Origin of the sequence: Arthrobacter dokdonellae (assembly GCF_003268655.1) — a bacterium.
GTDB lineage: Bacteria > Actinomycetota > Actinomycetes > Actinomycetales > Micrococcaceae > Specibacter > Specibacter dokdonellae.
In genome coordinates, this window is sequence record NZ_CP029642.1 from 4,165,696 (window position 1) to 4,192,008 (window position 26,313).

The following is a 26,313-nucleotide window of genomic DNA, read 5'->3' on the forward strand; positions in this document are numbered from 1 at the left end:
GCTGAGGCGGCTTAGTCCTCGAGCATGCCGTGGAGCGTCGCCTCAATGTTGATCGCAGCGATGTAATAGGCCATGAGGAGGATCTCGTTGGCATGGAGTTCCTGGGTGTACTTCCGCAACAGGTCCTCGGGTTTGATCCGGCCAGACTGCAGCAGCCGGACGGTGAACGTCCCAGTGCCGGCGAACGGGTCAAGGACGTGAACTCCGGGTGCGGAAAGGGATGAGTGGAAGTCCTTGGCCAGAACGTCGTCCACGGCGCGGATGATGAAGTCGACCACTTCCACCGGGGTGTAGACGATGCCGAGTGACTCGGCCGTGCGGGGGAACGCGAGCTTGAAGAATCGTTCGTACAATTCCGTGACGATCTTCTGCTTGCCCTCGGCATTCGTCACGCCTTCGGCACGGACCCGCACAGAGCGGTAGAAGTCCTCCAGGTTCTGCACCTCTGAGTCGAGGTTGTACTGCTCGAGCACGGCGATCATGGAGTCCATGACCTGGGAGACCGGATTGTGGGCGGCAAAGGAGTACCCGACGAACAACGCCTCGAACACGGGCTTGGTGATCAAGTGCTGGGAGAGCATGTCAATGGCGTCGGATTCGCTGATGCCGTCGTTGAGGTTTCCCCGCAGCCCTTCCAAGAACACGGCGAACTCTTCCCTGGCGCGGGGATCCGGGCCGTCCAGGATGGTGCGGATGCGGATCACGTGCCGGTCCGCGATTTCCTTGACATCCGTGGCCCACGATTCCCAGTACCGTCGGTCGCCGACCTTGCGAACCATGCGAGCGAAGATCGCATTGCGCCATTCATCAGCCCGGGCCAGCGCAAACAACGTCTCCTGGGTGCCCACAGAGTCGGCGCCGTTCTTCTCCCCGGCCGGGGCACCGCCGTCGTCCTCGTTAAACGGGTCGGAGACCGCGATGACGTCAATGACATCGTTGGCGTTCCGGTTCAAGTCCAGCTTGTTGATCATGGCCTCGAAGCGGTCATCGTGGGCGCGCAGGGCCTGCAGGACGTCCCAGACCACTTTGTACTTCTTGTTGTCGTTCAGTGCCGTCTCGGGGTCCTGCGAGGCGGGCACGGCGATGGGCTGGATGATGTACCCGTATTCTTTGCCCTCAGCCTTGCGCATCACACGGCCCACGGACTGGACCACGTCGACCTGCGAATTCCGCGGGTTCAAGAACAGCACTGCGTCCAGGGACGGCACGTCCACGCCTTCGGAAAGGCATTTGACGTTGGAGAGAATGCGACAGACGTTACCGTCTGCCTGTTCCTTGAGCCAGTCAAGTTTCGCGGAACGTTCCAGAACGTTGAAGGTGCCATCCACGTGGCCGGCCTCAAGCTTCAATGCGTCCTCTGCCTCCGCTTCGGCTGCATTGACGAGGAGCTGCTTGCCGATGAGCTCGAATTCCTCGGCAAGCTTTTTCGATTCCTTGATGTTGCGGGCGAAGGCCACGGCCCGGCGCATCGGGCTGACGTCGGCAATGTCCAGGCGCTGGCCGTTGACGCCGCGTTTGGAGAGCCCATTCCAGCAGCCCACGATGCGCGCAACGTCGTCGAGCTTGAGATCACCGTTCTCCTCAAACATGCCTTGGAAAGAGCGTGACACGGCTTCTTCATCCACTGCCAGGACAAGGACTTTGTAGTCAGCCAGGTGGCCCATCTCGACGGCCCTGCCGAAGCCCAAGTGGTGGAACTCGGGGCCGAACACTGCCTCGTCGTCCATGGAATAGACCGCCACGTTGTCCTGGGCCGCCTTCGCCTTGGACTCCTGGACGTAGATGCGGGGCGTAGCTGTCATGTACAGGCGCTTTGCCGCCTTCAGGTACGTCTCATCGTGGACGCGGACAAAGGTTGAATCGTCATGGTCTGCTTCCGTGATCCCCGTGGTTCGATGAGCTTCGTCGCAGAGGATCATGTCAAAATCGGCGAGGCCCTGCTGCTGGGCCTGGGCAATGACATCGATGGACTGGTATGTGGAGAATACGACGGTCACAGCCTCCTGCCCGGTGCTGATGCGGGCACGGTTCAGCAACTTCACCGGGTCCGTGGTGGCGGGAAATGCCAGGTCATGGACGCTGACGTCTTCGTTCTCCTTGCGGCCGACCTTGGTGTCGGAGCAGACCGCCAATGCCCTGATCGGGACCGTGGCCTGGGCGGTCCATTCGTTCAGTGTCTGCTGGAGCAACGCAATTGAGGGGACGAGGAAGAGCACGGTTCCGCCAATGGGGACCTGTTCCTCCACGATATTGAGGGACGTGTACGTCTTGCCGGTTCCGCAGGCCATGATCAGCTTGCCGCGGTCCCCCGTTTGGAAACCGGCTTTGACATCGTCAATGGCCTGGCGCTGGTACTTGCGGGGTTCCTTGCGGTCCAGCTGGCGCATCTGCTCGGGAACATCGACGTCGAACTCGGACCAGTCAATCGTCGACTCCGCCAAGTCCTTCAGGCGGAGCCTCGTCATTTCCTTGGACTGGCCCTCAAGCGCTTCCTCGGCATGCTTGGACCATTTGTCCGTGGTGGAGACAACCATGCCGTAGGAAAAGTCTGTCTTACCGGCCGCGGTGAAGAACGAATCGATCTGCGCCTTCTGCAGCGTTGACATCGGGTCGTAGAACTTGCACTGGATGGCCGTCAGCTCGCCCGTGTACCGGTCCTTGGCGACGAGGTCGATCCCGGTGTCCACTTTGCCGTCCCGGCCAGGGTATTCCTGCCACATCCATACATCCGAGAACTGGTCAGCATACTTCGGCTCCAGCTCCAAATAGCGTTTAATCAGCCGTTCAAACTTGCTGCCCTTGTCCTTCGAGTCAATGGCAGTAAAGTACAGCCGGTCAAGCACGTCTTCGAATGTTGCAGATCCCATGCAATCATCTTGCCGCATCCTGGACCGTTCTTTGGCCATGATCTAAGCAGAGTCAGTAGCTAATTCGTCTTTAAGGTTCGCTCGTATGAAAACGCCCCAGCTACCGCACCCACCAGAACCACAGAAAGGAGGAAGCAGCCAATAAAGCAGCGGCCACAGCCCATCCCACAAGTGCCACAGGCACTGGCACGACCACCCGAAAACGCTTAAACGCCTCTCCCCGGCCCACCGCCATCGACCCTGTACCCACAAAACATGCAGAATTCCAACAGAACAGCGCCGCGCGCCCAAATCACTGCTGCATCCCGCCACTAGATTTGGTCGAGGATCCCAGTGAAGTCGCAGTCTGCGTCACCATCAAGCACCCCAGTCCGCTGTCATATATCGACGCCGGTTCTGGTTCGGCCCCTCTTGACGCAGAACCTTGGCAACGACCGGCCTCGCCCCAACCATAAATTCCTGACGACGACGGTCAAGTCCCATTACGTGGTGTAATTTTTTGTTTCCTTTTGGTGGTTAGAAGGATGGGTTTTCGGGGTCGTTGGTGGCGGGGTTGATTCCGGTGTCCTGGTCGGTGGTCCATCCGGCGTTGGGGTCGAGGAAGTCCTCGGGGAAGGGCGCGGGGCGGCCGGTTTCGTCCCACCAGCCGGTTTCTTCGCCGGCGGCGAGTAGGGCGAGGTCTTCGGCGCGGGGGCGGCCAAAGGGGTGCCAGTTCGGTGTCGTGTTCATCGTCTCGGTGTCCCTTAGGCGGTCAGGAGCAGGCCGGGGTGGGCCGGCTCGGTGTCGTGAAGAATGTGGATGAGTTTACGCATGGAGGTCTCGGAAAGGTAGCGGCGTTCGCCGTACTGCCATTCCTCGTGTTGTTCCTGCAGGACCGCGCCGATCAGGCGGGTGGCCGAGTCCCGGTCGGGGAAGATTTGCACGACGTCGGCGCGGCGCTTGATCTCCCGGTTGAGTCGCTCGATGGGATTATTTGACCAGACCTTTTGCCAGTGTTCCCGGGGCAGGGCCGCGAACGCGGTCAGGTCCGGTTCGGCGTTCTCGAGCATCTGGGCGACCTCGGGGAAGGACGCGCGCAAGGACGCGGTGACCTGGCCGTACTGGGCGGTGACGGCTTCCTGGCTGGTCTGGGCGAAGATCGTGGAGATCAGCGCGTTGACCGGCTTGGAGTGCGCGGAGCCGAGCTTCTGGGTCACGTTGCGGGCGAAGTGGACGCGGCAGCGCTGCCATCCGGCGCCGGGCAGGATTGCTTTGACGGCGGCCTTGATCCCGGCGTGCGCGTCGGAAGTCACCACGGCCACGCCCAGCGGGTCGGCGTCCGTGGCGGTCTTGAGACCGCGTTCACGCAGGGATCGAAGGAACTCGGTCCAGAAGTCGGTCGTCTCCGCATCTCCGAGGGCCATCCCGAGGATCTCCCGCCGCCCCTCTCCACTGACGCCGGTGGCGACCACGAGGGCTTGGGAGACGACCCGGCCGCGCACGCGCACGTCCAGGTACGTCGCATCCAGGAACAGGTACGGGAACCAGGTGTGGTCCAGGCGCCGGCCCAGGAACTCATGCACGGCCTCGTCAATCTCCGAGCAGATCCGCGAGACCGTGGACCGGGAGATGCCGGTGTCGTTGCCCAGTGCACGCACCAGCTGGTCGACCTTGCGGGTGGAGACCCCGTCGATCCAGGCCTGGCAGACCACGGCGTACAAGGCCTTGTCGACCCGGCGGCGCGGGGAGAGCAGGGAGGGGAAGAACGAGCCCTCCCGCAGCTTGGGGATCGCCACCTCGAGCTCCCCGGCCGGGGTGGCGAGCCGCTTGGCCCGCGTGCCGTTGCGCCGGGTGGCCCGCTCCGGGGTGCGCTCGTAACGTCCGGCACCGATCTTCGCGGTCGCCTCCGCATCGACCAGGTCCTGCATGCCCGCCTGCAGCATCCGCCGGAACACGTCCTCATGGGCGAGGTCCGGCTCCGCGAGCAGTTCCGAGATCAGGGAAGTCAGGGCAGAATGATTATGGGTCATCGTGGGATCGCTTTCTAGGTTTCTTGGCGGAAACAAAATCGGCACCCACGGTGGCCCTCTCACGTACGAGAGCCCCGCAGGAATTGACACCACACTAAGGGACGCAGCCGACGACCACATCCACGTCGGCAGGTCTCGTGCAAGATATACCGATGTATGTTGACAGTCTCGGTCCATCGAGCTTCGTCCGACGCACTTGCCAGGCCGAAGTGCACCGTTCCGTCGGAACCTAGTGGAGCAAACACAAAACCTGATTTGCCCGACGGTCAAGTCCGTTGACAGCGCTCTTACAACGCCAACGACCCGTCGACAGCATAAGGTTGATGGAACCACGGACGTATCAAATTGCAACCCCTGCTTCGGTGTCAGTGAGCATCAGGGCATTCGATATAAGATCAGTGGATCGGCAGAGAAGCGCCAGCTAGGCCACCATGCATGCCCTGGCCGGCCGCCTGCATTTCGCGATGCACTCTCGCTCGGGGAGCCCTGGACGCATTGGCTGTTGTAAATCCGCATCGCGCGGCTAGAAAAACGAATCAGGAGACAAAATTGGACAAGAGCGAAGAGAAGCGTCTGCGAAAAACTGGCCCTTCGTCTTTAAGCGTGGTTGACGGGTTTTTTCCGGTACGGGCGGTGGCCGCCGGCTGAGAGGAGGTTCCTGATTCTGTAGTTGTCGAAATTGCGGAATCCCCGTGCGATCCGCCGGGTGGTTTCGATGACGCCGTTGACCGCCTCGGTGGGCCCGTTGGAGGCCCCGCCGGTGTCGAAATAGGCCAGGATCGCGGCCTTCCACATCCTCAGGCTGCGACCGAGCTTGGCGACCTCCGGGATCGGGCAGGACGGGAAGGCTTGAAGGATCTCGGTGATCAATTCCCGGCCCTTGGCAGGTGTGGCGTGGTAGACGGTGCGCAGCTTTTGGTAGCACTGCCACGCGACTGTTACCTCGCCCTTGGGATCTCCTTCGTTGAGCTTCCTCTCAAACCGGGCAACCTGTTTCTCGGTCATGGATTCCACGCCCTGCTGCAGTGTCCTTTTGATCCCGAAAAGCGGGTCAGCCTTCCTGCCGCGGCGTCCCAGGGTCTCCCGCTGCACGCGCCGGCGGACGTCGTCAACCATGGCCGTTCCCAGCTTCACGATGTGGAACGCGTCCACGACCTGGATCGCTTCGGGCAGTTCGTCCCTGACAGCGTTGGCGTAGCCGCGAAAAGGGTCCAAGGTGGCGACCTTGATGCCGTTGGTGAACTCCGTCCCTTGTTCCTTGAGCCAGTCGGCGTAAACCTTCCCGGAGCGCCCCGGCACCAGGTCCAGCAGGCGCGCGTGGACCTTCCCGTCCCTGTCCCGGCTCTGGTCGATGATGCCGGTGACCATGCCGGAACCGGGGAATCCGGTATGGGTCCAGACATGCTCATCCACGCCGAGCGCATCCACCCCCGACAGCCGGTCCGGCCTGCCGATCCGCCGGGTCGCCTCGACCTTGATGCCGGCCCATGCGGTGCGCCAGGAAACGCCCAGCTGGTGGGCCAGGGCGGAGACGGAGGTGTCGTAACGCTCCAGGGCGTTGGTCGCCCAGATGACGGCCCTGGCGGTGAGTTTCGCCCTCACCCCGGCCAACGGGTGCTCTTCCGTGAACACGGTCGCAGGACAATGAGCATCCGCACACCGCCAAAGCCTCTTCGCCCACAGCAGCCGGACAGGCCGGCCGGAAATCGGGGTGTCATGCAGCCACACCTTCCGGCGCCCGTGGCCGATCGCGACCACCCCACACTTGGGGCAGCCTGCAACGGTTTGGTCGGTTTCAACATGGAGGCTTAGACCGGTGGCGGTCTCGTTGACGGCGGTGATGTGGATGCCGGGGACACCGAGGATGGCGTCGGCGCGCGCGCACCACGAACCACCGCCGCAAGAAGTAGAATCAGACACGTCAGGGTTTCGTTTGAAGTTGGTTGCTTGGTCGCTACCAATTCAAAGAGACCCTGACGTCTTTCCCTCGCAACGCCACACCGTTTGCGATCAAAACCACAACAACTTAGGCCACCCTACCCACGCTCAAATGCGAAGGGCCGAAAAACTGGACATATTCGAAGCATCTTCACTCCATCCACTCCCGTTAAACAGAATGAGCTCTTCGCTGGCCGGATCAGTGAAATCGAGCGACTTCTGTATGCGATCCAAAATCAGGGGCAACACGCCGTAATCTACGGCGAAGCAGGAGTAGGAAAAACAAGTTTAGACAAGAAAATTGATCAGCTGTTGAGACAATCAAATATGGTTAGCATATACACAAGTTGCGGGACTACGGACGATTTTTCATCAATCTGGCGGACAGCCTTAGCGCAAGTCCATATCGCTAACCCAATTCAAAAAACTGGATTCCAAACTCGTAAGCGCGACTCGTCACCGGCCGATACGCTCATGTCCGATTTTCTTCCTGAGGGCGAAGTATCTCATAAACGCGTCGCCGGCGTCCTCGAGAAACTGGCCAGCGGAACCGATCCGGTTGTCATTTTTATCGACGAATTTGACCGCGCGAAAGTTCGGGCACGGCGGCCTTTCGCGGAACTTGTGAAACTACTGTCGGATGAATCTGTCAACGTTACGATTGTTTTCATCGGGGTCGCTGAAAATGTAGAACAATTGATCGAGGCTCACCGCAGCACAGAACGGAATCTGCACCAGATTCGAATGCCTCGGATGTCGACTGGAGAGCTGGAAGAAATTGTCAACAAAGGCCTCACGTCACTGTCGATGACCATTGAGCCCCTCGCATTGAGGCGCATAGCAGTCCTCAGCCGGGGACTGCCCCACTTTACCCATCTTGTAGCGCAGCATTCCGCCGTCAGAGCAGCAAAAGCAGGTCGCTCCGAGATTACAGTTGCCGATGTAGAAAAGGGAGTGGAAAGCTCTGTTCAACAATCTCAACATAGCCTCGTTTCGGCGCATGCTGCAGCCATAAGTTCACGCAGTGGCGCCTACCGCGATGTATTGTTGGGCTGCGCTTTGGCGGAAAGTGATGAACAGGGTTGGGTTACTCCCCCGGACATACGGGCCCAATTGGACGCCCTTTCGCTAAACCCGGGACCCTCCTTGACAAAATATCTAAATCAACTTAGTTCGGCCACACGCGGCCACATCCTATGCGAAACAGGACCCGCCCGCCGGCACGCCTACCGGTTTACCAATCCACTAATGCAACCTTACGTTGTGATGAAAGGTCTAGTTAGCGGCATTCCTGTCGAAGTGGTGGCGGAGTAGTCTTTTCATAGAATTTTTGGAAGCGTGAATTTCCGCGACATAATTCTCGAATCAGGCTTCCTATCATGGCGATAATATTGATGTTATATTCTCCGCCCTGGCTCCCACTTTAGAAGTCGGATCCGCGCAAATCCAAGATTCTACACTGTCATCAAATGTGTGAGGATCCCATTAATCAACTCGCAAATAATGGTCGGATCGGGGAAACTGAGGTCAAAGGACCGCAACACCTGGCAAAGCCTTCGCCGGGACGCACCATGACAGGCGTCCAGGGGATGTCCCAGATTGGTCGTACGCGTTCGGGTAGACGGATTCATTGCTTCATTTGTATTTCTCCCGTGAAATGGAACCAGTTTTGAGTTCAGATATCAGAACATTGCCCATTTTCATCGATCTGGCGATGACCGGATTGGCTGATAGCAGCTGAGATGTGGACTCTTGAACGGGAACGACCGGGGGAAGACCTGATCATGCGGGACCCAGCGGCACGCATGGCATGGGTGACGGCGGCGCGTTGCCTTCACGCGCGAATGCGCAAGCCTGAAGCACGCCCCTCCTGTCCGAAGCCCCGAAGCCGGTCCATCGGAACGTGCGAGGTCTTGTGGTATAGACCCAAAGAGCCATATACTTGCCATACAAAAACCTCCAGTTGTCCTCAAAATACCCACATGGGATCTCGAGGCACCGGTGGTTGGGTCAGAAATGGAGAACAGAGAATGGCCAATATCAAGGTCTCAGTCAATCTACCGGAGGATGCCGTACAAGCCCTTCGTGACATGGCAGCTCGGGACGGCGTCAGCATGACTGAAGCACTCCGGAGGTCGATCAGCCTACAAAAGTTCGTCGAAGACCAGCAAGCCGAAGGCAACGCAATTTTGGTTAAAGACAGGAACGACAACGTCCAACGCTTAGTCATCCGATAGCGCGTGGAAGACCAGACTGCCGACCTGGCGTCAGACGGGAAGTTGGATCTGACATCGGATCCTGAACCGACTTCGGCTCGATCGGAGCCAAGCCTTGAAAGGTACAATCCGGATCCCCAACGCGATAATGTGAGGAAGAAGATTGCGTACTGGCTTCTGGTCATCCTGACATTCGACGTAGTTGGAGCCTTTGTTTTGTTGGGCACTCAGAACTTCTTGGGAATCAAGACGGACGACATTCGAACCCTTGTTGAGCTGCTGTTCACGCCAACCGTAACCCTTCTGGGCGCGGTCACAGGTTTCTACTACGCCACCCATGGAAACAAGAGCGGTGGAGACCACACCGGAAAGTAGAGGCCGCCCAATCCGGACCGCCTGAGAGTTGGGGCAAATTCACAAAGCACAGGACTGACACGTGCCCATGCTTTTGCGGCGGCCACTTGTCAGTCTTGCAGTAAGTCTGACTGAGACCCGAACGTACGAACCCTGTAGTAGAAAGTCGACGGGTTGTGTTTTCAAGTTATCCATCCTTCGACGAACGTGGTCCGATGGTTTGGGTTCATGGTGGTAACCTCGAGGTTATTTGGAACTTGCCGCGCATTCTTAGCTAGACCTTGACACAGCGTCGGGCTGACCAGCCCCAATCTCCCACCGAACCCAGGCGGGCTTGTGGTTTCCAGGATCGTCTTGGCGACAGACGTCACTCTGCCGAGCGTGGACTTGGCGATGTCGATCCGGGACATGGGTTTGCGTTCCTTGGAACAGCGCAGAATCGAGTCAGCTTCAGCTTCCAGCACGGCATCGGCCCAGCTGGCGAGGTAGGCTGCCGACTGGGGGCCGCGGTCGATGCCGTGGGCCCGCAGGACCACGTAGGCAACGGACTCTGCCTCGATTTCCGCGAGGCCACGGTGTTCGGCGCTCCTGCCGTAGAGTGCACCGATGCCGTCACCTGGGACGTGCAGGGAAGCGTGGGCAAGCTCGTGGGCCAAGGTGGCGACCCGGTCGTCCAAATCCAGCCAGGACCCGACACTGATCAGCCGGCGTGCATGGTCGGTGAAGCCATCCGCGAACCCTGATTGTGAGTCGGAAACGACTAGGTTGTAGCGTGCCTGCCGAGCCACCGCAGTCAGGGATTCCCAGAGTTGTTCTCGGGCTTGGGGATCCGGAGGCAGCTCGTTAGGTCGGGATGTGGGAACGAGCAGTGGTTCCCCTTCGGTTTGGGAGACATCGAAGACCGCTTGGCCCCGCCAGCCGACGATTCGCGACCTGTTCTTGCCGTCGCCTGGCTCCGTCAGCGGTTTGTCTCGAACGTCGCTGGCACCCACTTCCGACTCCGTTATCCGAGCCGTCCTTGGCGCGATGACAAACAGGGCGTGTTCGCCCTTGAGGACGTAGCGGCCGTGGCGTTCCCATTCCTTGTAGCCGGCAACAAGCGTTGGCTGTACTGTGCCGCGCTGGGCCATTTGCATCATCAGCAGTGCCACGTTGCCTCCGGAGTAGCGCCACAGGGTTGCTGAGGCGTCGAGAAGGCGGTGCCACTGTCGCGGATCGTCGACGGCTTCGGCGAGGAGGGCGTAGAGCCCTTCGGTGAGTTCGGCGACGCGTTGCTCGGGTCCTGGGTGCGACGCCGGAGGCGCTGCCGCCGCGGTATCAACGGCGATGAGTCGGCGCGGTTGAGGCTCTTGGTTGGGTTCCATGACTTCGTTCCTCCGCTGGGGTCAGGAATCGGAACGACCCGGTTCCTGGCCCCCTTCCTTTTCCGGTTCGTTCGGGGTCGGCAGCCCGTTCCCGGATCCACCAAAGAGTGGCGTTGTTCCTCCGGGTCCGTCGCTGGGCAGCCTGCGCTGTGGCGGTTCCCGGTGGTGTTGCAGGCTGACGCAGCCGGCCGTCCTGGTTTCCTCCCGCAGCCGGGCGATGCAGTGCTCGAGCCGTTCGTGGAAACCCAGGGGTCCGAAGCCGCCGTCGTCCTCGGTGTAGGACGCCTGCTCGGCCCGCTGGAGCGCGTAGAGCTCGGCAACGATTTCCGAGTGCCGCCACCAGCAGTCCGGAACCACGGAACTTGTCAGGTGGTACGTTGCCACCAGCCACTGGACCCACTTGCCCAGGTGGTCCCAGACGTGGCTGGCCGTGCGGGGGTCCATGTCCCGCCAGCGGTACGTCATGGGCACCCGTTCGGAGCGCAGTCCCTTCGTGGAGCCGAAGAGCAGCTCCGCAAAGTTGTCTTCGGCGCCGTTTGCTACGTCGTATTCAAAGGATTCGTCCTCGTCGTCCATGGTCATGCCTCCTGGTTGTCTGCGGTGATGGCCGCTTGTTGGTCGTGCTGCCGTTTGAGGTGTCCGGTGAGCAGTTCGAGCTCGGTTTGTTCCTTGGACCGGCCGAGCTGTGCCGCGTCCTTGCGTTTGTGCCATTCGCGGAGGTCCAGCAGGATGGGCCGGCTGCGGCGTCCGAGCATGATGGCCGTCCCGGCAGGGAGCCGGCGGATTTCGTGGAGCGGGATGACGGGTGATTCTCGGATTTGTTCACCGTCCTGCCTGCCCTGGGCGGACCAGGAGCGGGTGTTGAAGGTCAGGGTCCGTTCCCCGATGAGCCCGGCGAGGGCGCGGAGGTCGCGTTCGTCGGAGCCGCCGCCGAATATGACCTTGATGATGGCGGCATCCCAGATGGTGGCGGCCTCATCCATGGACCAGCCGGACCGGGCCTGGGAGAGGGACTGCAGCACCACGATGGTGGAGATGCCGATGCCGCCGCCATCTGACAGCACTACCGGGAGTCCCGGCCAGGGCGAGAGGTTCGCGATCTCATCAAGGATCAGTGAGAGGGGCGGGTCGAGCCGGCCGCCAGGCGCGACGAAGGCCATTTCACGGGCGGCGTTGTCGATGTCGTCGATCAGCGCGGACAAATACGGCCCGGCGGCGGACGCGCCGCTCTTGGTGCCGATCAGGTACAGGGTGCCCCGTTGCTCTATGAAGGCCTTGGGGTCGAACTGCTCGCCGGACCCCAACGGATTCAAGGCGGCCAGGACTTTGGGCGACGACAGAGGCGCGACGGCGGCGGTCACCCCGATCCAGGAGTTGGAGGTGTTGCGGGGATCGTCGTGGAGGATACCCATCAGGTCTGCCTGCCAGCCCAGGGCGGCCTCGGGCCGGCCAAGGATGTCCAGGGCCTCTCGGGCCAGCACCGGGTTGGACGCCCAGCGCCGAAACGCTGCCACCCCCTCCCCGTCCAAGGCCGCAGCGTGAAGCAGGCACTGCAGGACAATCTGAGAGCGCTTCTGCCAAGCCGCATTCTCTCCCTTGAGTGCTGCATCGGCCGAGATGACCAGGGCCCGGCGGGTGGCGACGTCAGGGTCCTGGCAACCACGGACAGGTGACCAGCGCAGGGTTGAGGGCAGGCCGGACATGCCTTGTGGGTCGAACACGGTGACGGGGCGGCCGTTGGTGGCACGGGCCTTCATGGTGACGACGAGGTTGTCGGCGCGGGTGGAGGTGGTGACGACGGCGCCGGGGGCGTCAAGGATGGCGTTGATGATGACGTAGAGGCCCTTGCCGGAGCGGGGTGCGCCCTGGATGACGAGGGATTCCTCCGTGGATACGTGCACCGTGACGCCGCGGGACTTGCCGATGGTCCAGGACACCTCCCCGACCATGGGGTCCTTCGTGCCTGGTCGGGTGTAGCGGCCCCGTTTGAGCGCGGCCCGGGCACCGAACTCGCGGGCGATCTCCGCACGGCGCGCGACGCCGTCGCGCTTGAGAATGTCCTGCCGGAGCCAGGCGCCGGATTGGCGCCAGGAGTGCCAGGCGAGGGTGCCTGCAATCGCTGCCAGGGCCATGAATGCGAGGGCGGGGGCGATGATGAGCCACACCTGCCCGGGCCCAATGCTGCAGGTGGCCCCGCCTGGTTGGGCCCACTGCATCCGCCCCGATAGGAGTAGTAGCGGTGCAGTGGGGTTGAAGTCCCAAGGGGCATTGGTGCCGCAGTGGGAAGCGTAGGCGAGGTGGGCGGCGGCCTCCACGAGGAGGTCGAGGACCACGTAGCCGGCGGTGGCGGCGAGCCCGATGGAGACCATTGGGTTGCCGTCGTCGAGGCGGCGTGGCATCAGAGCATCCTTTCGTCGGTGCCGAAGATGGCGAGTTCGTCGGTGGTGACCTGGTTGGCGACGATGAAGGAGCGGTTGCCAACCTTCCACAGGCCCACGCCCTTGGGCAGGTTTTCCACGTGTTCGCATTCGGCTTCGGTGAGGCCGAGGGCTTCCTTGGTCAGGCGCATGGCGTCGTGTTTTTGCCGGTAGATGACCCTGGTGTCCGCCTCTGTGAGCAGGCCAAGGGCTTTTTGCCGCAGGCCGCTGGTGCTGTCGCCGATCTCGTTGAGGTCCGCGATCTTGTGCATGATGAGCAGGTTCGCGATGCCGTAGCTGCGGGCCAGGCGCCATTGCTCGCTCATTTTCGCGAGCATGTAGGGGTCCGCGAGCATGCGCCAGCCCTCGTCGTACACCACGAGGCGCTTGGCGCCGCCGGGGTTGGTCACGGCTGCCTCCAGCCACGTGGCGCCACACACCGTGGCCAGGGACAGCGCCTGTTCCGAGGCGCCGATCAGAGCCGAGGTGTCCAGGACCATGATCGGGGCGTCCGCGTCGAAGGCGACCGTGGACGGTGCATCAAACATGCCCTCCAGGTCGCCCGAGACGGTGCGCCGCAGGGAATGCCCGACGCCGGTCCCCCCATTGGGTCCGACGAGCGCGGCTGTGGCCGGGGTTGGGTTGAGGAGGTATTCGAGCACCATGGGCAGGGTGGGTGTGGTGTTGACGGCAACGGCGTCGGAGAGGGCCATGTCTAGGGCAGTATGTTCGACCGGTGTCAGCGGGACGCCGGGGCGCATGAGGGAGACGAGTGCGACAAGCAGGTGGCGTCTGCGCTGCCTGACCACTGCGTGCCATTGGGCGTCGGACAGCGCGCTGGATCGGGGGCCGGCGTCTAGCGGGTTGACCCTCGCTGTACGGCCTGGTCCCACGGAGATGACTTTGCCGCCGCGGATGGCGTTGGCGACTGGCACCCACTCCCCCTTCGGGTCGGATGCCACGGCGGCCTTGCGTCCGAGGGTGATGGATCGGGTGACGAGGGACTTGCCGCACATGGACTTGCCCGTGCCCACTGTGCCGATGACGACGATGGACGGGCCGCTGATGAAGCCCTTGTCATACATGACCCAGGGGTCGTAACAGAACGCGCCGGAACCAAACAGGTCGGTGCCAATATACGTTCCTTCTGGGCCGAGCCCGGATTCGGTGAGGAACGGATAGGCTGCGGCCATCGTCAGCGTCGAGGCCCGGTGCGGTGCCGGCTGTGCCCGGTGCGGACCCCACATGGTGGCGCCGGCCCGGATGCCCCAATCCCCTTCCGTCCCTGCTTCCCCTTTTTCGGCTGCGCGTTGGGCCCGCAGCTCACGCAAGGACAGCTTGGGTGAGGCCGCCAGGGAACGCTCGTTCCGCCGTCGTGCCTGCCGCTGGTCATGGGTCTCCCCGGCAGGGGCGATGCTCACGGTTCCCACGTGCTTGCTCATTTCAATCCCCTTCCCAGCGGCAATGCCCCGGCGATGAAAGCCGGCCACTGCTGGCCGACCATCAGCCGCAGCTCGACGAACGCGCCGGCAGCCGCGGACTCGAGTTCCTGCCGGCACCGGGCCAGCCCGTCCAGGGTGTCCGCGGTAATAGTTACATAGGCGGCGGGGCGCACATCCCCATGACCGGCGACAATTTCCTCTTCGCGCCGGGCGACTTCCTCCTCCTCGGCCCGCTGCTCGCGCGTCAGGGGCCGGTCCAGGCGGGCGTTGATGCGCCGCCGGGTGTCATGGGCCTCCTGCGAGGAGCGGATGTCGCGCAGCGCCTGGTCGGTAGGGACGGCCCGGATGACTTGGGAAATGGTGTGCCGGAAATCGCCCACGTAAATCAGCGGATGCAAGAACCCCGGGTAGACCAGCTGGCGGGGCCACTCCGCCACCCAAAAGGTTTGGTGGAAGCCGGAATCCGTGCGCAGGTACGACCAGTGCTCCTCCGCGGCCATGGGTCCGGCCGACACTTTCGGCAGCACCTTACGGGTGGCGGAGGCCCACTTAGCCACGGCTGCCGGGTCAAAGGACCCCCGAACGACGGCGGTAACGGCCGCATCGGAAAGCCACTCCGTCACAACCACACCATGAGTCTTTAGCCCAGTGGTGAACGATTCAACCTCGGAACGGAGCACAGACTCAAGGCCGGCCATCCCACCCCCGGCGTCCTTGATCCGACGGCGTCCCTTCGCGGTATCCAGCACGATCGCCATGATGATCTCATGGCTCATGGAGGCACCCGCAGCCTCGATCAGGTCGAGGTAGGACTGGTCGCCCCACTCCGCGTCAGCAATCCGCTCCGGCGGGACTGCCCGCTCGTAGTAGGCACGCAGGGCGCTCGATGGGTAAGGCACCGTGTAGTCCTGGATGGCGATCCGGGCAACGGCTGGGCGGCGTGCCATGGCCGCCTGCACCCGCGACCACGCCTGAACGACGTAGGCCTTGTCATCACCATCCATCAGGGCGAATGAGTTGGTGGTGCAGCGAAGGGCGACGATGGCCTCGTGGCCCGTGTGGTCAACCATGAAGGCCTCTCCCTTGCTTGTGCGGCGGAGTTCGAGGCTTCCCAGGCCGCCGGGAAGTTCCATGGTTCCTGTTTTTCGTGCCTGCTCGGGCCGCGCGAGATAGCGGGTTTCGTTCAGGACACTGCGGAGGAAGAAGAGGGAGGCCGTGTAGGCCCAGACCGGGTAGGGAATGCGGGCGTAGTGCAGCACGCCGAAGAAGATGATGCCCAGCCAGAGTGGCGCCGTGAGGATGAACGCCTCCGGCCCGCCCGTTGCGGAAGTAACGACGGCGACCAGCGTCCCGGCCGCGATGAGTGTGAGCTGGTACCACTGCAGGCCCATGAACAGGCCGTGCCGTTCATAGCGCGGGAAGCGGACCGGTTGCAGTGTGCGGGTGTCTTCAGACATGGTTGCCATCTCCGCTTCTGGGTTCCTTGTTCGGTGGGAGTTTCGGCGGGACTACAGCCGGCGGGTTGGTGGCCGGAGGCATACTTGCGGCGTGCGGTGTCCGGTCTTGCCCGCCAAGAAGGTCTGGCGGTTTGATCGGTGTTGGAGCCGGTGACTGCGGTGGCGGGCTGGCAGCCGTCGTGCTTGGCCTGCTTGGGTAGCGCGACGTCGTCGGACCATGCGACGTCCCCGCGGTCTGCGTCGCCGGACGACCTGTTTCGCGCTGAGTCGGGGTTTCCGCTGCCTTGTTTCCCTGCCCAGAAGCCGCTTCACCCTTAGGTGCCGCCCCTGGCATGGGCCATGCCGTCGACTTGGCCGGGTGCGGCTGCGAAGTCCCTGCGGAAGCCCCGCCCCGTGCCGTTGGGTTAGTTGTCCCGGGCGGGTTGGGTATTCGCGTCCACCCCTCCTTGGGCTCTAGATGACTGGTCTGGTGTGTGGATGCAACCGGCGTTGGCCCATGGGTGCCCACCCCGGACATGTGGAACTTCCCGCCGAACTGCCGGCCGAGCTGGCGGCCGGTGAATGAGCCCGCTCGGCTCGCGATGTGGCCACCGCCTGCCATCTGTGCCGCCCCGGCGATCTCTCCGCCAGCAAAGCTGACCAGCTTCAAGGCCATCAGGGGGGCGCCGCAGGCGAGGACCATTCCGACCGCGCCTGACGCCAGCCCACTGAACGACGTCGAATTGGCAAACAGCTTCACGGCCACGGCCAAGACAGTCGCGGCCAGTGGTTTGGCGATCAGGAGGGCGACGACCGTTTCGCACCAGATTCTGGTCCACGACTTGGTCCGTTCCCACGGCAGCAGCATGAGTGCCACCGGAGCCACCGCGGCGAGGACTATCAGGGCAAAGGAGCGGAAGATCATGGAGCACATGAGGATGAAGGATAGGATCCACACGACCAGCACAGCGATTACGGTCACGACCACCCCGCCGACCGGCCCGGCAGAAGTTCCGGTGCTCAGCGAGACCACGTCCCAGGTCCGGCCGGAGCCGACGGGTGCACGTTGGAAGCCAAAGAGTCGCATGAACACCACGTAGGGATCCGTGCCGAGGGTCTGCAGCAGCGCCGTCGAGGCCGAGTCGGTGAAGCTGGACAGCTTGCCCATGAGGCCGGTGGCCACAAAGACTAGCGGGACCGCTAGAGCGCCGCCGAGGAGGGCTCGTCCGATGCGGCGCGGCTGTTGGCTGACAAGTCCGGCGATTAGCTGGACGATCATGACGACGACGAGCGGTGTCATCATGACGACAATCCACCAGTTAGTCAGGCCGCTGACGATGGCCCATTCGGACGCGTCGATGTTGGACACGCCAAACGCGCCGGAGATGAAGGACCACATCCACGAGGCCATGTTCTCGAGAATGCCGGCGATATAGGCAGTGACGGACGCGGCGAAATCGTCGCTGGCCTGGGACACAATGCCGCAGCCGGGCGGCCACCAGCCGCCGGCCCCGCATTTGACCATCGGTAGCATGGCCCCGGCCTAGAAACCGAGGTTGAACGCGTTCTGCGACCACAGGATGTAGCCGTTGATCCCGCCCAGGATCGCGGCCACTGGCCCCGTCCAGAGCAAAATCATGCCGCCGCCGGAAGCCAGCCGAGAGGACTGGCTCAGTTTGCCGGCCAGCAGCATCGCGGCGCCAATGATCGCCACGATGGCGATCACGATGAATGCGCCGACCAGGATGCCGCCGCCGATCTGCTTAAGTGACTCAAGAAAAGGAAAGTTGGTGTTCGGGGTGATCCCCGGATCCACCGCTGCCATGTACAACATCGTGAACTCCATTCGGTGCTTGTCCACATGCGTGGACGGTATGTTCACTTGCTTCATGGTGAGTGAGCGGGGAAACTACCTGACCGCTCGTCGTCAAAGGCTGGTCCTTCGTGATTTCATCTAGACTCAACTCAGCTAGGTCGTTGTTGCCACACCCTACCGATCAGTCCCTGAACAGAAATGGCGAAAAGATGTCTTTGCAGGAAGAAATTGACGCAGGCCGAAACACCGTCCGATCAGACTCTCTGGCCATGTCAATTGGAGAACTCGCCAGCCTCTACGAAAATCAGGAATTGGTAATTAGGCCGGAGTTTCAACGTCTCTTTCGGTGGAATAATCATCAAAAAGCACGGCTAATTGAGAGCATATTTCTCGGAATACCGCTTCCATCAATATTTGTAATGCAAAATTCGAATGGCGTCTGGGAAGTAATAGACGGCCTGCAACGCTGCTCGACAATATTTGAATTCATGGGCATACTTCGCGATGAATCTACAGGTGAAATACTTTCACCAGCGAAACTGTCTAGCACAAAATTCCTTCCAAGCCTAGACGGAATTATATACACCGAAGGACAACCGGAGAGCCTCAGCACGTCACAACGCCTTTCATTTAAAAGAAGCAAGATCGATATCCGCGTACTCCTTCCGGAAAGTGATGAAAGAACAAAATACGAACTCTTTGATCGCCTAAATTCGGGCGGTCAGCAAGCCTCAACTCAGGAAATCAGAAACGTCCAGCTTTTACTTGCCGACAGCAGCTCACTTACATGGATCCAAAACCTCGCGAACAACGAAGATTTTTACGCTTGTACCGCAATCAGTGACGCAAAAACTAATCAACAGTACGATTTGGATCTCGTTTGCAGACTTATAGCAATCTGGGCGAGTAGCGACGAAGAACTGCGTGCCATGGACTCAGTGGACGAATACGTGACCACTAAACTCCAAGACCTCCTGCTTGGAGACTTTAACAAGGAAGCCTTCAGTGAAACATTCAAGACACTTTTCAGGGCACTTAATACAGCACTAGGAGACGACACCTTTAGAAAGTATCTGCCAGGGACCGACGGGAACGGAAAGCATGTCCGCAGTTTCTCAGTATCTGCGTACGAAGCCATCACCTTAGGAGTACTGAATAATCTTGCCCAATGGGCCGATCGGCCCGCCGAACTACGCATTCGAATACAAAAGATGTGGCAGGATACCGAATTCAGTCAGAACACGAGAGCCGGGACCCGTGGCACGACCCGAATCGTCACAGTGGTTCCGTGGGCTCGCGAATTCTTCGGGTAGATAGTTATGCGCACAACTACACTCGAAGAATTGAGCCAGCGCATCGACAATGATTTAGGATGGCGAAAGAAAGAGATAACTTCATTATCATTAGTTATATCCGATCTCCAAGGGGAACCCCAGCGCGCAGTTCTTCGGGGATCACTAGCCGTTCTTTACGCCCATTGGGAAGGTTTCGTCAAAGAATGCATCTTCTTCTATTTGAACTTTGTTGATTGCCAATGCCTGTCAGCAAATCAGCTAAATGAGGCAATTGTTGCTTTTATTTTCCGAAATAAATTAGGAAAATTTCATAGCGACGGCCTCGGGATTCATCACATTGACATCATAAGGGATCTTCGAAATCAAGAGCCTAATCGGTTAAGGTTTCCTCGAAGTTCACGAGACATCGACACTATGTCGAACCTGTCCTCAAAGAGGTTCAGAACACTCATAAATTTCATTTCTATATCGATACCGTCCAAGTACGACGACACATTATCCCTGATTGACACGGACCTTGTACTAACAAGGAATGCCATATCACACGGGAATGACGACGTGGTAACGATAAATGACTGGGAAACTATACGTGACTTGATTTTAGAAATTATTTCTTACATAGGCGATGAAATTTTGAACGCCGCCATATGTGAATATTACCTGAAACATTAGGAGATTGGATTCGCGGAAAAGGATCTGATCAATTTAATTGAGTACCACGAGTCGCCTACAAATAATTCGATGGAAACTAGCCATGTCTTTGTGCTTGGATTCCACGACGAACCCTTGCTTGTATTTGAGGATAAATAAACATCAAAAGATAGAAATGGATACTGTACCGCGAGTTCTATCCACGTCAATCTGCGGATCGTTGTCGGATTCTATGGAAAGGACAACCAGGTTAAATTTGAGCCATCAATGTTCAAAGAGAACGCGGAAGTATGCTGATCCGACATTCCAATTCACAGGATGCAGTAATGTCCCAACGGATGGGTTGAGCGCGCTGTACATCATGCCGTTGCCGGCGTAGATGCCGACGTGGGCCCAGTGGTTTGGGCCATCAGGGTTCTGCACGACGAGATCGCCTGGTTGCGGTTTCGCGGTTCGTGTTCCGACGGCCCATTGCTCTGTCCTCGGGAGCGTGATGCCGGCCTGGCGGTAGACCCACTGGACGTAGCCGGAGCAGTCCCAGGCCTTGAAGGCCGAGCCTCCCCAGACGTAGGCCCCGCCGACACCTTCTTGGGCGTAGGCGAGGATGTTGCGTCTGAGCTGGCTTAGGTCGGCGGGAAGAGTTGGCCGTCCGGAATCTGGCTGGGCGGTGCCGCACGCCACTGGACCAGTGGGAGATTCAAGCCTCTTGAGAATTTGCGCTGCCACGGGTTGCCACTGGGCGTACCGCTCTGGATAGGCCGATCCCTGGACGGCTTGCGCCGCAGCGCCTTTGTCCATCTGTTGCCAGCCCGGAACATCCAGCAGTCCTCGCGGTGGGCCATGGTTGGGCCCTTGGGGCCCGCCATAGAAGGCTTCGGCGTTGTAAGCAGGTTGCATGAGCTGGGGGACACTCCCCCAGCCGGCGGAAGGGCGTTGTTGGGCGCTGCCGATGGAATCGTGGTCGCTCCCGACGCCGTCGTGGGGATATTTCATGGACGCTGGCACGGCCGGGTTGGCCAGCATTTGCAGGTTGGACTCTTGAATCGCCATCATTAGCGCGATCACAATGCCGTCGTCGGGCACCGACCGCGAACGGCCGACGGCAATGTAGGACCGGGCCACTGCCACCTGGAACGGGCTGAAACTGATCGAGGCCCCGCCGGGAACGGCGACGGTCAAAGTTGTACCAGGTCCGCCGACGGCAACCGTGCACACCGCCGTCGGGCCTTGGGCCGCTACGGCCATCAGGGCCATTGACCCGCAAAACGCCATGATGCAGCACAGCACCAGTGCGCCCAACGCTGCTCCAGCAAGTCGGAGGGCTGCACGTTTCTTGACCATGGCCAGGATCACTGCCGGGGCGGGCATCAGTAAACGATCCTGTCGGGCGCGGCATAGAAGGCCACCATGTCGCAGCGATCTGCTGGTGCCGTCGCGGCGGGCGGGCAATTGAGGATGACACTGACCGGTGCGGTGTAGTTGTTGGTGCCCGAGGTTGCGTGCTCGGCCACGGCTAACGTGACAGTGCAGACGTGCATCCCGGCCCAGGGTGGAGGGTGCTGGACGAATTGTGCCAGCTGCCCGTCACATGACGAGTTCACGAGACTGGCGGTTCGATAGCCCTTGGAGCCTGTCAATGAGGCATAGGCTGCGGCATTGGTTCCCGTGGCCTCAAACTGCTGCGCGAAAACCGTCAGCGGATTCGAGCCATCCGGGAGCACGTGCCACCAGCTGCGCAGCCGCCCGTACGTCTGGGAGTATGTGGCTGTGCGCGTGTCCCAGGTGTAGACAGCCCGGGCAGCCGCAGCGGCCAACTTGCGGAAGTCCAGGGTGAACGGTTGCCCCGACGGGACTGCGGTGGCAGGCGACGGCGGGCTGGCCGCCGTCGGGCGCTCCGCCGCCACTGGGGACCGCAAAGGAGGATTTGTCGTGGCCGTGCTGGCCGGCGTAAGGCCGCTGACAATCGTAGCGGCGCCGGGTGCCCTGATCGATAACACGGCCGCCATGCCGGCGATAGCTGCGGCAGCGACGAACAGCAAGACCCACCGGCGAAACCGGCCGCGTGGTCGCCTACGATGCAGCGATTTCGCGAACATGGCTGCGGCCCGTCACTGTGCAATCCGGAACCTTCAATGCTGCCTTGGCTGGTCGCTTGGTGCTGGTTGGGATGACAGAGCCCTTGATGCCGGTGCCGGCTCGCAGAATCTGCTCAGCTGCCCGGACCATGCTGCGCACAAGGCCGACCTGGACTTCGACGTACCGGCTGCTGACACCGGACTCCTGCGCGACGACGGCACCAACGGCGGCACGATCCTTGCCCCGAACCGCGGTCACGACGACCCGTTCGGCAATGAGTTGGAGCAGCGGTGTCGGCAGGGACGCAATTGATGCGGTCCGCAGCGATTCCAGATCTACCACGATCTCGGGATCGACGTCCTTGGCGTTCCGGACGGTCACGGCCATCTGGCGAACCATGGTGAGCGCATGCCAGTGTTTGCTGTCGGCGACACGGACCTCTCCGCCGTCCCCACCATTCGACTTGCGCAACAGGCTCTCCATGGCCAACTCCCACGTGGCCGGGGTTACGTGTTCCTTCACGATGCGCAGAATGTCTGCCGCCCAGAGGCCGCCCGTGACCGCTTCGCTGACCGGGTCCCGGCGGCGGTTCGTCGCAAGGTCTGCCACTTCGTGGGAGCCGTGGACTGGGCAGTCCACCAGCGGAACGGTCTGCTTGGCGAAGGACCGGCGGAGGTGGTCGGCGCACAGGTTGCAGGCAATCCCCTGCACCCAGGCGTCAAATTTCACATCAGGAAATGCGTGATAGCTTCCACGCAGGCTCCCGTCCCACGCCGCCATACGGATGTCCTGCAGGACATCATTCAAGTCCTGGACCAGACCATAGCGTGCCAGCCGCGACCCCACGTAGGGACGGACGCCCTCAACGGCTCGCATCAGCTGGTCAACGGAAATGTCCGGCATAAGCGGCCGGGTGAGGGACGTGTCTATCGTTCTGCTTACTGATGCCTCAACTTCTTCATTGGTCCGTGGACCCATCATGATCACCGCTTCGCGCGTTGATTGGATAGCAAGCACGGCACCTTTGGCGGTTGTCGTGCGGGCGGTCCTGGGGCCACCGTGGCGGCGGCAGAATCGTGCCGGCCGGAGCCGGAGTCAGCAGGCCCTTGGGTTCAATCATTGGTCCAGCGCGGCCCTGCTCGAAATGTCGTAAGACTAGTGTGCGAGTGTCAAAGATATATTGTCAAGGGGTCACTCTTAACTTGTTGACAACTATGGGGCAGAATGAAGGCATGCCTCGAATAACGCGGCCGGTTGCCAAGGATTGGCCCCAGGAAGTCGAAGTGGCCGTGTCCACTTTCGGCAACTTGGCGCGCACTGAAATCATCCGCTACCTGCTGGAGCACGGGCCGGCCTCACGGGGCGACATCGTTGCCAATGTGGGTGCCAGTGAGGCCAGCGTAGCCAAGCACCTGGTGCTCCTGGAGGACGCCGGCGCCGTGGTGGCCGACGTCGAACCGGGGCGCCGGCACGGCCGCGCGCCGCGCTATTCAGCCAACCCCGAGGGAATCAAGGCACTTCTGGAAGCCCACCTTCGCTACCTGACTGAGCGCTAACACCGGCGACATGAGCCGCGATGTCGCGATTCAGGAACTCGGTAATGGCCTGAAGCGTATCCGGCGAAACGTCTGCCAAAGTGCGGGCAGCAAAAGCCTGTACGCGTGATGCCCGCAAGGCCTTTACGAATTCAAGCCTGGCCTGAATACTCTCCGGAAGCTCATCGGAGTCCATGTCCAGCAGGAAGGACTGGTCCACGTCAAAAATCTCGCATATGGCACCCAGTACCTTTTTGTCCCTGACCAGGGCGCCTGTGCCGTCCTTCATGTAGAACCAGCGCGCGCGGGACATGGCCACCCCGCGTTCGGCCAGCTTGTCCTTGACCTCGCGAAAGGTGACCGCTTCACCCCGCTTTTCAGCGGCAGCATCCAGAAGCAGGTTCAGGCGCCTTGCAAGGGCCACCTGGGGCGACGGCGACTCCGGGGCGTCACTGCGTCCAGCGGCCATGCCAGGCTCCTCACAATCACAGCTTGGACGGGTCGGAATGTCCCGGCACCGCCTCGTCTCCTCCAGTATTGTCCCCAGCTTCCGGCGTCGCAAGAAGCCGTCCCGTGTTGGTCCACCTCTTCAGGATCGCGGGCCACGGCGTACCCCGCCACGTCAATTTGCATTCAGTCACGTTGTTTTAGGCCATTTACACCATGGACATAGAGAGAGTAAATTACACAGAATAGACGGGTCCAATGCGACTCGACTGCAATACGCCGGGAGTGTTTTCAATGGAACCCTCGATCTTGATGAACCTCACGCGGAGCCGCATCCTACACATGCTGGCAACGAATGGTCCTTGCTCCGTGGCTGAGATCGCCTCCGCCTTGGGCATTTCCAGGAGGGCCACCCTCCGTGAACTGACACTCCTGGTGGAGCGTGGAGTCGTTAACCGTCTTGCAGCCATCCATGGGCGCAAGGGAGCAGCCTTTGCCGCCAGCATGCCCGAGATATTCCAGGAAATGGCACAGACGCATCAAATCCTTGGTCTGGAGATTTGAGGTGCGCAGCGGGACGAACTGCTCTAGGTCAGGTTGTAAGGCTCATTCCCAACTATGAGAGTGCTACGAATACCCATTGCTTCCGCCACGCGGCAGGCAATCGCGAAGGAAAGGGGCGGCAATGACGACCTACACAGACCAGGAAAGCGGGTTTGACGCGACAACCACCAGGTGGATGTCGCCGACGGAAATCTGCCAGGAGCTGCAGATTCCGCTTCAGACCTTCTACCAGTGGCGGGTGAAGGGAGTCGGGCCGCGCGCCTATCGTTTTGGCCGCCACCTGCGCATTGATCGCCGTGACTTCGATGAGTGGCTGCAATCCCATGTTGAAGCCAGCCACACTTCGGTCCCTCTGAACGCTGAGCCATAACATGTTGACGAGCAGAGTTCTCAATCCGCCTCCGGCTACGGAGGCGGAGGAGTGGCTATCGCCACGGGACGTTTGCAACATCCTGCACATCCCGAAACAGACCTTCTACCAATGGCGGGTTAACCGCCAAGGACCACGGGCCCACAAAGTCGGCAGGCACGTGCGCATCATTCGCAGTGACTTCGAGACCTGGGTGTACGAGCATTTGGAGGCATGATGCCGCCCCGGCCACCGCTGCCCCTCGGTTCGTGGGGCAAAATACGACGCCAAAAATTGTCCAGTGGACGTTGGCGGGCAAGGGCCAGATACCGTGACACAGACGGCGTCACCCGGGATGTCGAAGCCTGGGGCAATACAGGCGCAGCCGCAGAACGGACACTGATAACCCAACTCAAGGATCGTCAGGAGCACGTTGACTCCGACATTTCCGGCACTATGCGGCTGTCCGAGCTCAGTCTCCTCTGGTTCGCCGAAATCGAAACCAATGGCCGAGCTGGCCGAAGAACCGTTGACGGCTACAAGGACACATATAGTCGGGTGATAGCGCCGGCTCTGTCCAGCCTTCGCCTGAACGAGCTAACTACCAGTCGTCTTGATCGCTTCCTGAAGAGTGTTGCGCTGGACCATCCGACAACCGCGCGGCATTCGAAGATCGTTCTCACCGGAATGATCGGATTGGCCGTCCGGCATGATGCATTGCGGCGCAATCCAATTCGGGATGTTGATTCAATACGGCTGGAGACCAAACAAGTGAAAGCGCTCACGGTAACAGACGTTCAGAAGCTTCGTACCGTCATCACCAAATGGCAGGCAGACCCCGACCACCAGGGCCGGCCCAGGGCTTCCGACCTCCTGGACGTTTTGGACATCTTCCTCGCAACGGGCGCCCGAATCGGTGAGGTCTTGGGCATCAGATGGCAGGACATCAATCTGGATGCAACGCCACCAACGATCACCATCTCCGGAACTGTCGTTATGGAAAAGAGCCGAGGCACCTATCGTCAGGACCACCCGAAGACCAACGCTGGATTTAGGACGGTAAAGCTGCCACCGTTTGCGGTTGCCACCCTGAAGAAGAAAATCCACGAAGAGCGTCCGGAACCCGAAGACATGCTGTTCCCATCTTCAACCGGCACCGTTCGAAGCCCCCACAATTTCAGGCGGCAATGGCGGGACGCCCGTGCCGGTTCGGCCTACGAGTGGGTTACGCCGCATGTGTTCAGAAAATCCGTCGCCACGCTCATCGACCAGGAATACAGTTCGAAACAGGCGTCCGCCCAGCTGGGGCACTCGGGCACAGCCATCACGGAGAAGCACTATATTGCCAAGGCTTCGGAGACGCCCGACCTCACGGATGCACTTCAAAAGTTTGCACAGCAGGAAACTCCGGAGGAACTCGACAATTAGGCTGTCGGAAGCTCCGTCCGTAATAGGCACCTGTCCCAAAGATTGTCGTCTGTCGCCACCGCTTGGCCATAGTTTTTCACCCCAATTCGAGGGGTAAACGGGGGCTTCC

Annotated in this window: 25 protein-coding genes; 10 read left to right on the forward strand and 15 right to left on the reverse strand. The window is 60.8% G+C overall.

Features of this window, described 5'->3' with window-relative positions; all coding sequences use genetic code 11:
• Window positions 1-11: 11 nt before the first annotated feature.
• From DMB86_RS21230 to DMB86_RS18565, 4 genes are all read right to left on the reverse strand, one after another.
• On the reverse strand, window positions 12-2,867 hold the full coding sequence (locus DMB86_RS21230) for a restriction endonuclease (RefSeq protein ID WP_227878498.1): 2,856 nt from the start codon (window positions 2,865-2,867) through the stop codon (window positions 12-14).
• A gap of 516 nt (window positions 2,868-3,383) precedes the next feature.
• Window positions 3,384-3,596 (reverse strand): hypothetical protein, encoded by a 213-nt coding sequence (locus tag DMB86_RS18555; protein WP_113719079.1) that lies wholly within the window; start codon window positions 3,594-3,596, stop codon window positions 3,384-3,386.
• 14 nt (window positions 3,597-3,610) lie between these two features.
• Window positions 3,611-4,876, reverse strand: a complete 1,266-nt coding sequence (locus DMB86_RS18560; protein WP_113719080.1) for an IS256 family transposase — start codon at window positions 4,874-4,876, stop codon at window positions 3,611-3,613.
• Between the two features lie 597 nt (window positions 4,877-5,473).
• Window positions 5,474-6,796 carry an ISL3 family transposase gene (locus DMB86_RS18565; RefSeq protein WP_335645018.1) on the reverse strand — a complete coding sequence of 441 codons (1,323 nt, stop codon included), beginning with the start codon at window positions 6,794-6,796 and terminating at the stop codon, window positions 5,474-5,476.
• 84 nt (window positions 6,797-6,880) lie between these two features.
• Here DMB86_RS18565 and DMB86_RS18570 point away from each other — a divergent pair, with 84 nt between their 5' ends.
• From DMB86_RS18570 to DMB86_RS18580, 3 genes are all read left to right on the forward strand, one after another.
• Window positions 6,881-8,128, forward strand: a complete 1,248-nt coding sequence (locus DMB86_RS18570; RefSeq protein ID WP_113719081.1) for an AAA family ATPase — start codon at window positions 6,881-6,883, stop codon at window positions 8,126-8,128.
• Between the two features lie 716 nt (window positions 8,129-8,844).
• On the forward strand, window positions 8,845-9,051 hold the full coding sequence (locus tag DMB86_RS20670) for a ribbon-helix-helix protein, CopG family (protein WP_171814560.1): 207 nt from the start codon (window positions 8,845-8,847) through the stop codon (window positions 9,049-9,051).
• A 3-nt stretch (window positions 9,052-9,054) separates the two neighbouring features.
• Window positions 9,055-9,405, forward strand: coding sequence for a hypothetical protein (locus DMB86_RS18580; protein WP_113719083.1), 351 nt, complete (start codon window positions 9,055-9,057; stop codon window positions 9,403-9,405).
• A gap of 161 nt (window positions 9,406-9,566) precedes the next feature.
• Here the strand turns inward: DMB86_RS18580 and DMB86_RS18585 are convergent, their stop codons facing one another.
• Genes DMB86_RS18585 through DMB86_RS18610 form a run of 7 tightly spaced genes read right to left on the reverse strand, consistent with a single transcriptional unit; the run spans window position 9,567 to window position 17,877 of the window.
• Window positions 9,567-10,748, reverse strand: a complete 1,182-nt coding sequence (locus tag DMB86_RS18585) for an ArdC-like ssDNA-binding domain-containing protein (protein WP_113719084.1) — start codon at window positions 10,746-10,748, stop codon at window positions 9,567-9,569.
• Window positions 10,749-10,769: 21 nt separating this feature from the next.
• Entirely contained in the window at window positions 10,770-11,330 is a 561-nt protein-coding gene (locus DMB86_RS18590) for a hypothetical protein (RefSeq protein ID WP_113719085.1), read from the reverse strand.
• On the reverse strand, window positions 11,327-13,147 hold the full coding sequence (locus tag DMB86_RS18595) for a type IV secretory system conjugative DNA transfer family protein (protein ID WP_171814561.1): 1,821 nt from the start codon (window positions 13,145-13,147) through the stop codon (window positions 11,327-11,329). The genes DMB86_RS18590 and DMB86_RS18595 overlap by 4 nt, the downstream gene beginning before the upstream one ends.
• Window positions 13,147-14,607, reverse strand: a complete 1,461-nt coding sequence (locus tag DMB86_RS20675; RefSeq protein WP_171814562.1) for an ATP-binding protein — start codon at window positions 14,605-14,607, stop codon at window positions 13,147-13,149. The genes DMB86_RS18595 and DMB86_RS20675 overlap by 1 nt, the downstream gene beginning before the upstream one ends.
• Window positions 14,604-16,064, reverse strand: coding sequence for an SCO6880 family protein (locus tag DMB86_RS18600; protein WP_129545595.1), 1,461 nt, complete (start codon window positions 16,062-16,064; stop codon window positions 14,604-14,606). Before DMB86_RS18600 ends, DMB86_RS20675 begins: the two co-directional genes overlap by 4 nt.
• Window positions 16,057-17,577, reverse strand: coding sequence for a type IV secretion system protein (locus tag DMB86_RS18605; RefSeq protein ID WP_113719088.1), 1,521 nt, complete (start codon window positions 17,575-17,577; stop codon window positions 16,057-16,059). The genes DMB86_RS18600 and DMB86_RS18605 overlap by 8 nt, the downstream gene beginning before the upstream one ends.
• Before the next feature lie 9 nt (window positions 17,578-17,586).
• Entirely contained in the window at window positions 17,587-17,877 is a 291-nt protein-coding gene (locus DMB86_RS18610; protein WP_129545596.1) for a hypothetical protein, read from the reverse strand.
• A gap of 191 nt (window positions 17,878-18,068) precedes the next feature.
• On the opposite strand from DMB86_RS18610, the gene DMB86_RS18615 reads away from it, so the two are divergent.
• Entirely contained in the window at window positions 18,069-19,172 is a 1,104-nt protein-coding gene (locus tag DMB86_RS18615; RefSeq protein ID WP_113719090.1) for a DUF262 domain-containing protein, read from the forward strand.
• A gap of 6 nt (window positions 19,173-19,178) precedes the next feature.
• On the forward strand, window positions 19,179-19,826 hold the full coding sequence (locus tag DMB86_RS21695) for an MAE_28990/MAE_18760 family HEPN-like nuclease (protein WP_171814563.1): 648 nt from the start codon (window positions 19,179-19,181) through the stop codon (window positions 19,824-19,826).
• Window positions 19,827-20,069: 243 nt separating this feature from the next.
• On the opposite strand, the gene DMB86_RS18620 is transcribed toward DMB86_RS21695, so the two are convergent.
• From DMB86_RS18620 to DMB86_RS18630, 3 genes are all read right to left on the reverse strand, one after another.
• Window positions 20,070-21,104, reverse strand: a complete 1,035-nt coding sequence (locus DMB86_RS18620; protein ID WP_129545597.1) for a C40 family peptidase — start codon at window positions 21,102-21,104, stop codon at window positions 20,070-20,072.
• A 68-nt stretch (window positions 21,105-21,172) separates the two neighbouring features.
• A complete protein-coding gene (locus DMB86_RS18625; protein ID WP_129545598.1) occupies window positions 21,173-21,721 on the reverse strand; it encodes a hypothetical protein in 549 nt (182 codons plus the stop codon).
• 154 nt (window positions 21,722-21,875) lie between these two features.
• A complete protein-coding gene (locus DMB86_RS18630) occupies window positions 21,876-22,862 on the reverse strand; it encodes an RNA polymerase sigma factor (protein WP_171814564.1) in 987 nt (328 codons plus the stop codon).
• A 251-nt stretch (window positions 22,863-23,113) separates the two neighbouring features.
• Between DMB86_RS18630 and DMB86_RS18635 the strand changes: the two genes are divergently transcribed.
• Entirely contained in the window at window positions 23,114-23,437 is a 324-nt protein-coding gene (locus DMB86_RS18635; RefSeq protein WP_171814565.1) for an ArsR/SmtB family transcription factor, read from the forward strand.
• On the opposite strand, the gene DMB86_RS18640 is transcribed toward DMB86_RS18635, so the two are convergent.
• Entirely contained in the window at window positions 23,391-23,885 is a 495-nt protein-coding gene (locus tag DMB86_RS18640; protein ID WP_113719095.1) for a hypothetical protein, read from the reverse strand. The two genes, DMB86_RS18635 and DMB86_RS18640, sit on opposite strands and share 47 nt — an antisense overlap.
• A gap of 347 nt (window positions 23,886-24,232) precedes the next feature.
• Between DMB86_RS18640 and DMB86_RS18645 the strand changes: the two genes are divergently transcribed.
• The 4 genes from DMB86_RS18645 to DMB86_RS18660 all read left to right on the forward strand — a co-directional run bounded on the left by DMB86_RS18645 (window position 24,233) and on the right by DMB86_RS18660 (window position 26,204).
• Complete coding sequence (locus DMB86_RS18645) at window positions 24,233-24,427, forward strand: hypothetical protein (RefSeq protein ID WP_236783348.1); 195 nt, start codon at window positions 24,233-24,235, stop codon at window positions 24,425-24,427.
• Window positions 24,428-24,548: 121 nt separating this feature from the next.
• Entirely contained in the window at window positions 24,549-24,797 is a 249-nt protein-coding gene (locus DMB86_RS18650; protein ID WP_113719097.1) for a helix-turn-helix domain-containing protein, read from the forward strand.
• A 1-nt stretch (window position 24,798) separates the two neighbouring features.
• Complete coding sequence (locus DMB86_RS21700; protein ID WP_113719098.1) at window positions 24,799-25,014, forward strand: helix-turn-helix domain-containing protein; 216 nt, start codon at window positions 24,799-24,801, stop codon at window positions 25,012-25,014.
• Window positions 25,011-26,204, forward strand: coding sequence for a tyrosine-type recombinase/integrase (locus DMB86_RS18660; protein ID WP_113719099.1), 1,194 nt, complete (start codon window positions 25,011-25,013; stop codon window positions 26,202-26,204). Before DMB86_RS21700 ends, DMB86_RS18660 begins: the two co-directional genes overlap by 4 nt.
• Window positions 26,205-26,313: the final 109 nt, after the last annotated feature.

Bases quoted from the DNA above. Each gene is read 5' to 3' on its own strand.
- DMB86_RS18600 (WP_129545595.1), bottom strand. From the start codon at position 16,064: ATGTCTGAAGACACCCGCACACTGCAACCGGTCCGCTTCCCGCGCTAT.
- DMB86_RS18635 (WP_171814565.1), top strand. From the start codon at position 23,114: ATGCCTCGAATAACGCGGCCGGTTGCCAAGGATTGGCCCCAGGAAGTC.
- DMB86_RS21230 (WP_227878498.1), bottom strand. From the start codon at position 2,867: ATGGGATCTGCAACATTCGAAGACGTGCTTGACCGGCTGTACTTTACT.
- DMB86_RS18650 (WP_113719097.1), top strand. From the start codon at position 24,549: ATGACGACCTACACAGACCAGGAAAGCGGGTTTGACGCGACAACCACC.
- DMB86_RS21700 (WP_113719098.1), top strand. From the start codon at position 24,799: ATGTTGACGAGCAGAGTTCTCAATCCGCCTCCGGCTACGGAGGCGGAG.
- DMB86_RS18555 (WP_113719079.1), bottom strand. From the start codon at position 3,596: ATGAACACGACACCGAACTGGCACCCCTTTGGCCGCCCCCGCGCCGAA.
- DMB86_RS18610 (WP_129545596.1), bottom strand. From the start codon at position 17,877: ATGTTGTACATGGCAGCGGTGGATCCGGGGATCACCCCGAACACCAAC.
- DMB86_RS18605 (WP_113719088.1), bottom strand. From the start codon at position 17,577: ATGCTACCGATGGTCAAATGCGGGGCCGGCGGCTGGTGGCCGCCCGGC.
- DMB86_RS18590 (WP_113719085.1), bottom strand. From the start codon at position 11,330: ATGACCATGGACGACGAGGACGAATCCTTTGAATACGACGTAGCAAAC.
- DMB86_RS21695 (WP_171814563.1), top strand. From the start codon at position 19,179: ATGCGCACAACTACACTCGAAGAATTGAGCCAGCGCATCGACAATGAT.
- DMB86_RS18660 (WP_113719099.1), top strand. From the start codon at position 25,011: ATGATGCCGCCCCGGCCACCGCTGCCCCTCGGTTCGTGGGGCAAAATA.
- DMB86_RS20670 (WP_171814560.1), top strand. From the start codon at position 8,845: ATGGCCAATATCAAGGTCTCAGTCAATCTACCGGAGGATGCCGTACAA.
- DMB86_RS18615 (WP_113719090.1), top strand. From the start codon at position 18,069: ATGTCTTTGCAGGAAGAAATTGACGCAGGCCGAAACACCGTCCGATCA.
- DMB86_RS18595 (WP_171814561.1), bottom strand. From the start codon at position 13,147: ATGCCACGCCGCCTCGACGACGGCAACCCAATGGTCTCCATCGGGCTC.
- DMB86_RS18585 (WP_113719084.1), bottom strand. From the start codon at position 10,748: ATGGAACCCAACCAAGAGCCTCAACCGCGCCGACTCATCGCCGTTGAT.
- DMB86_RS20675 (WP_171814562.1), bottom strand. From the start codon at position 14,607: ATGAGCAAGCACGTGGGAACCGTGAGCATCGCCCCTGCCGGGGAGACC.
- DMB86_RS18640 (WP_113719095.1), bottom strand. From the start codon at position 23,885: ATGGCCGCTGGACGCAGTGACGCCCCGGAGTCGCCGTCGCCCCAGGTG.
- DMB86_RS18560 (WP_113719080.1), bottom strand. From the start codon at position 4,876: ATGACCCATAATCATTCTGCCCTGACTTCCCTGATCTCGGAACTGCTC.
- DMB86_RS18630 (WP_171814564.1), bottom strand. From the start codon at position 22,862: ATGATGGGTCCACGGACCAATGAAGAAGTTGAGGCATCAGTAAGCAGA.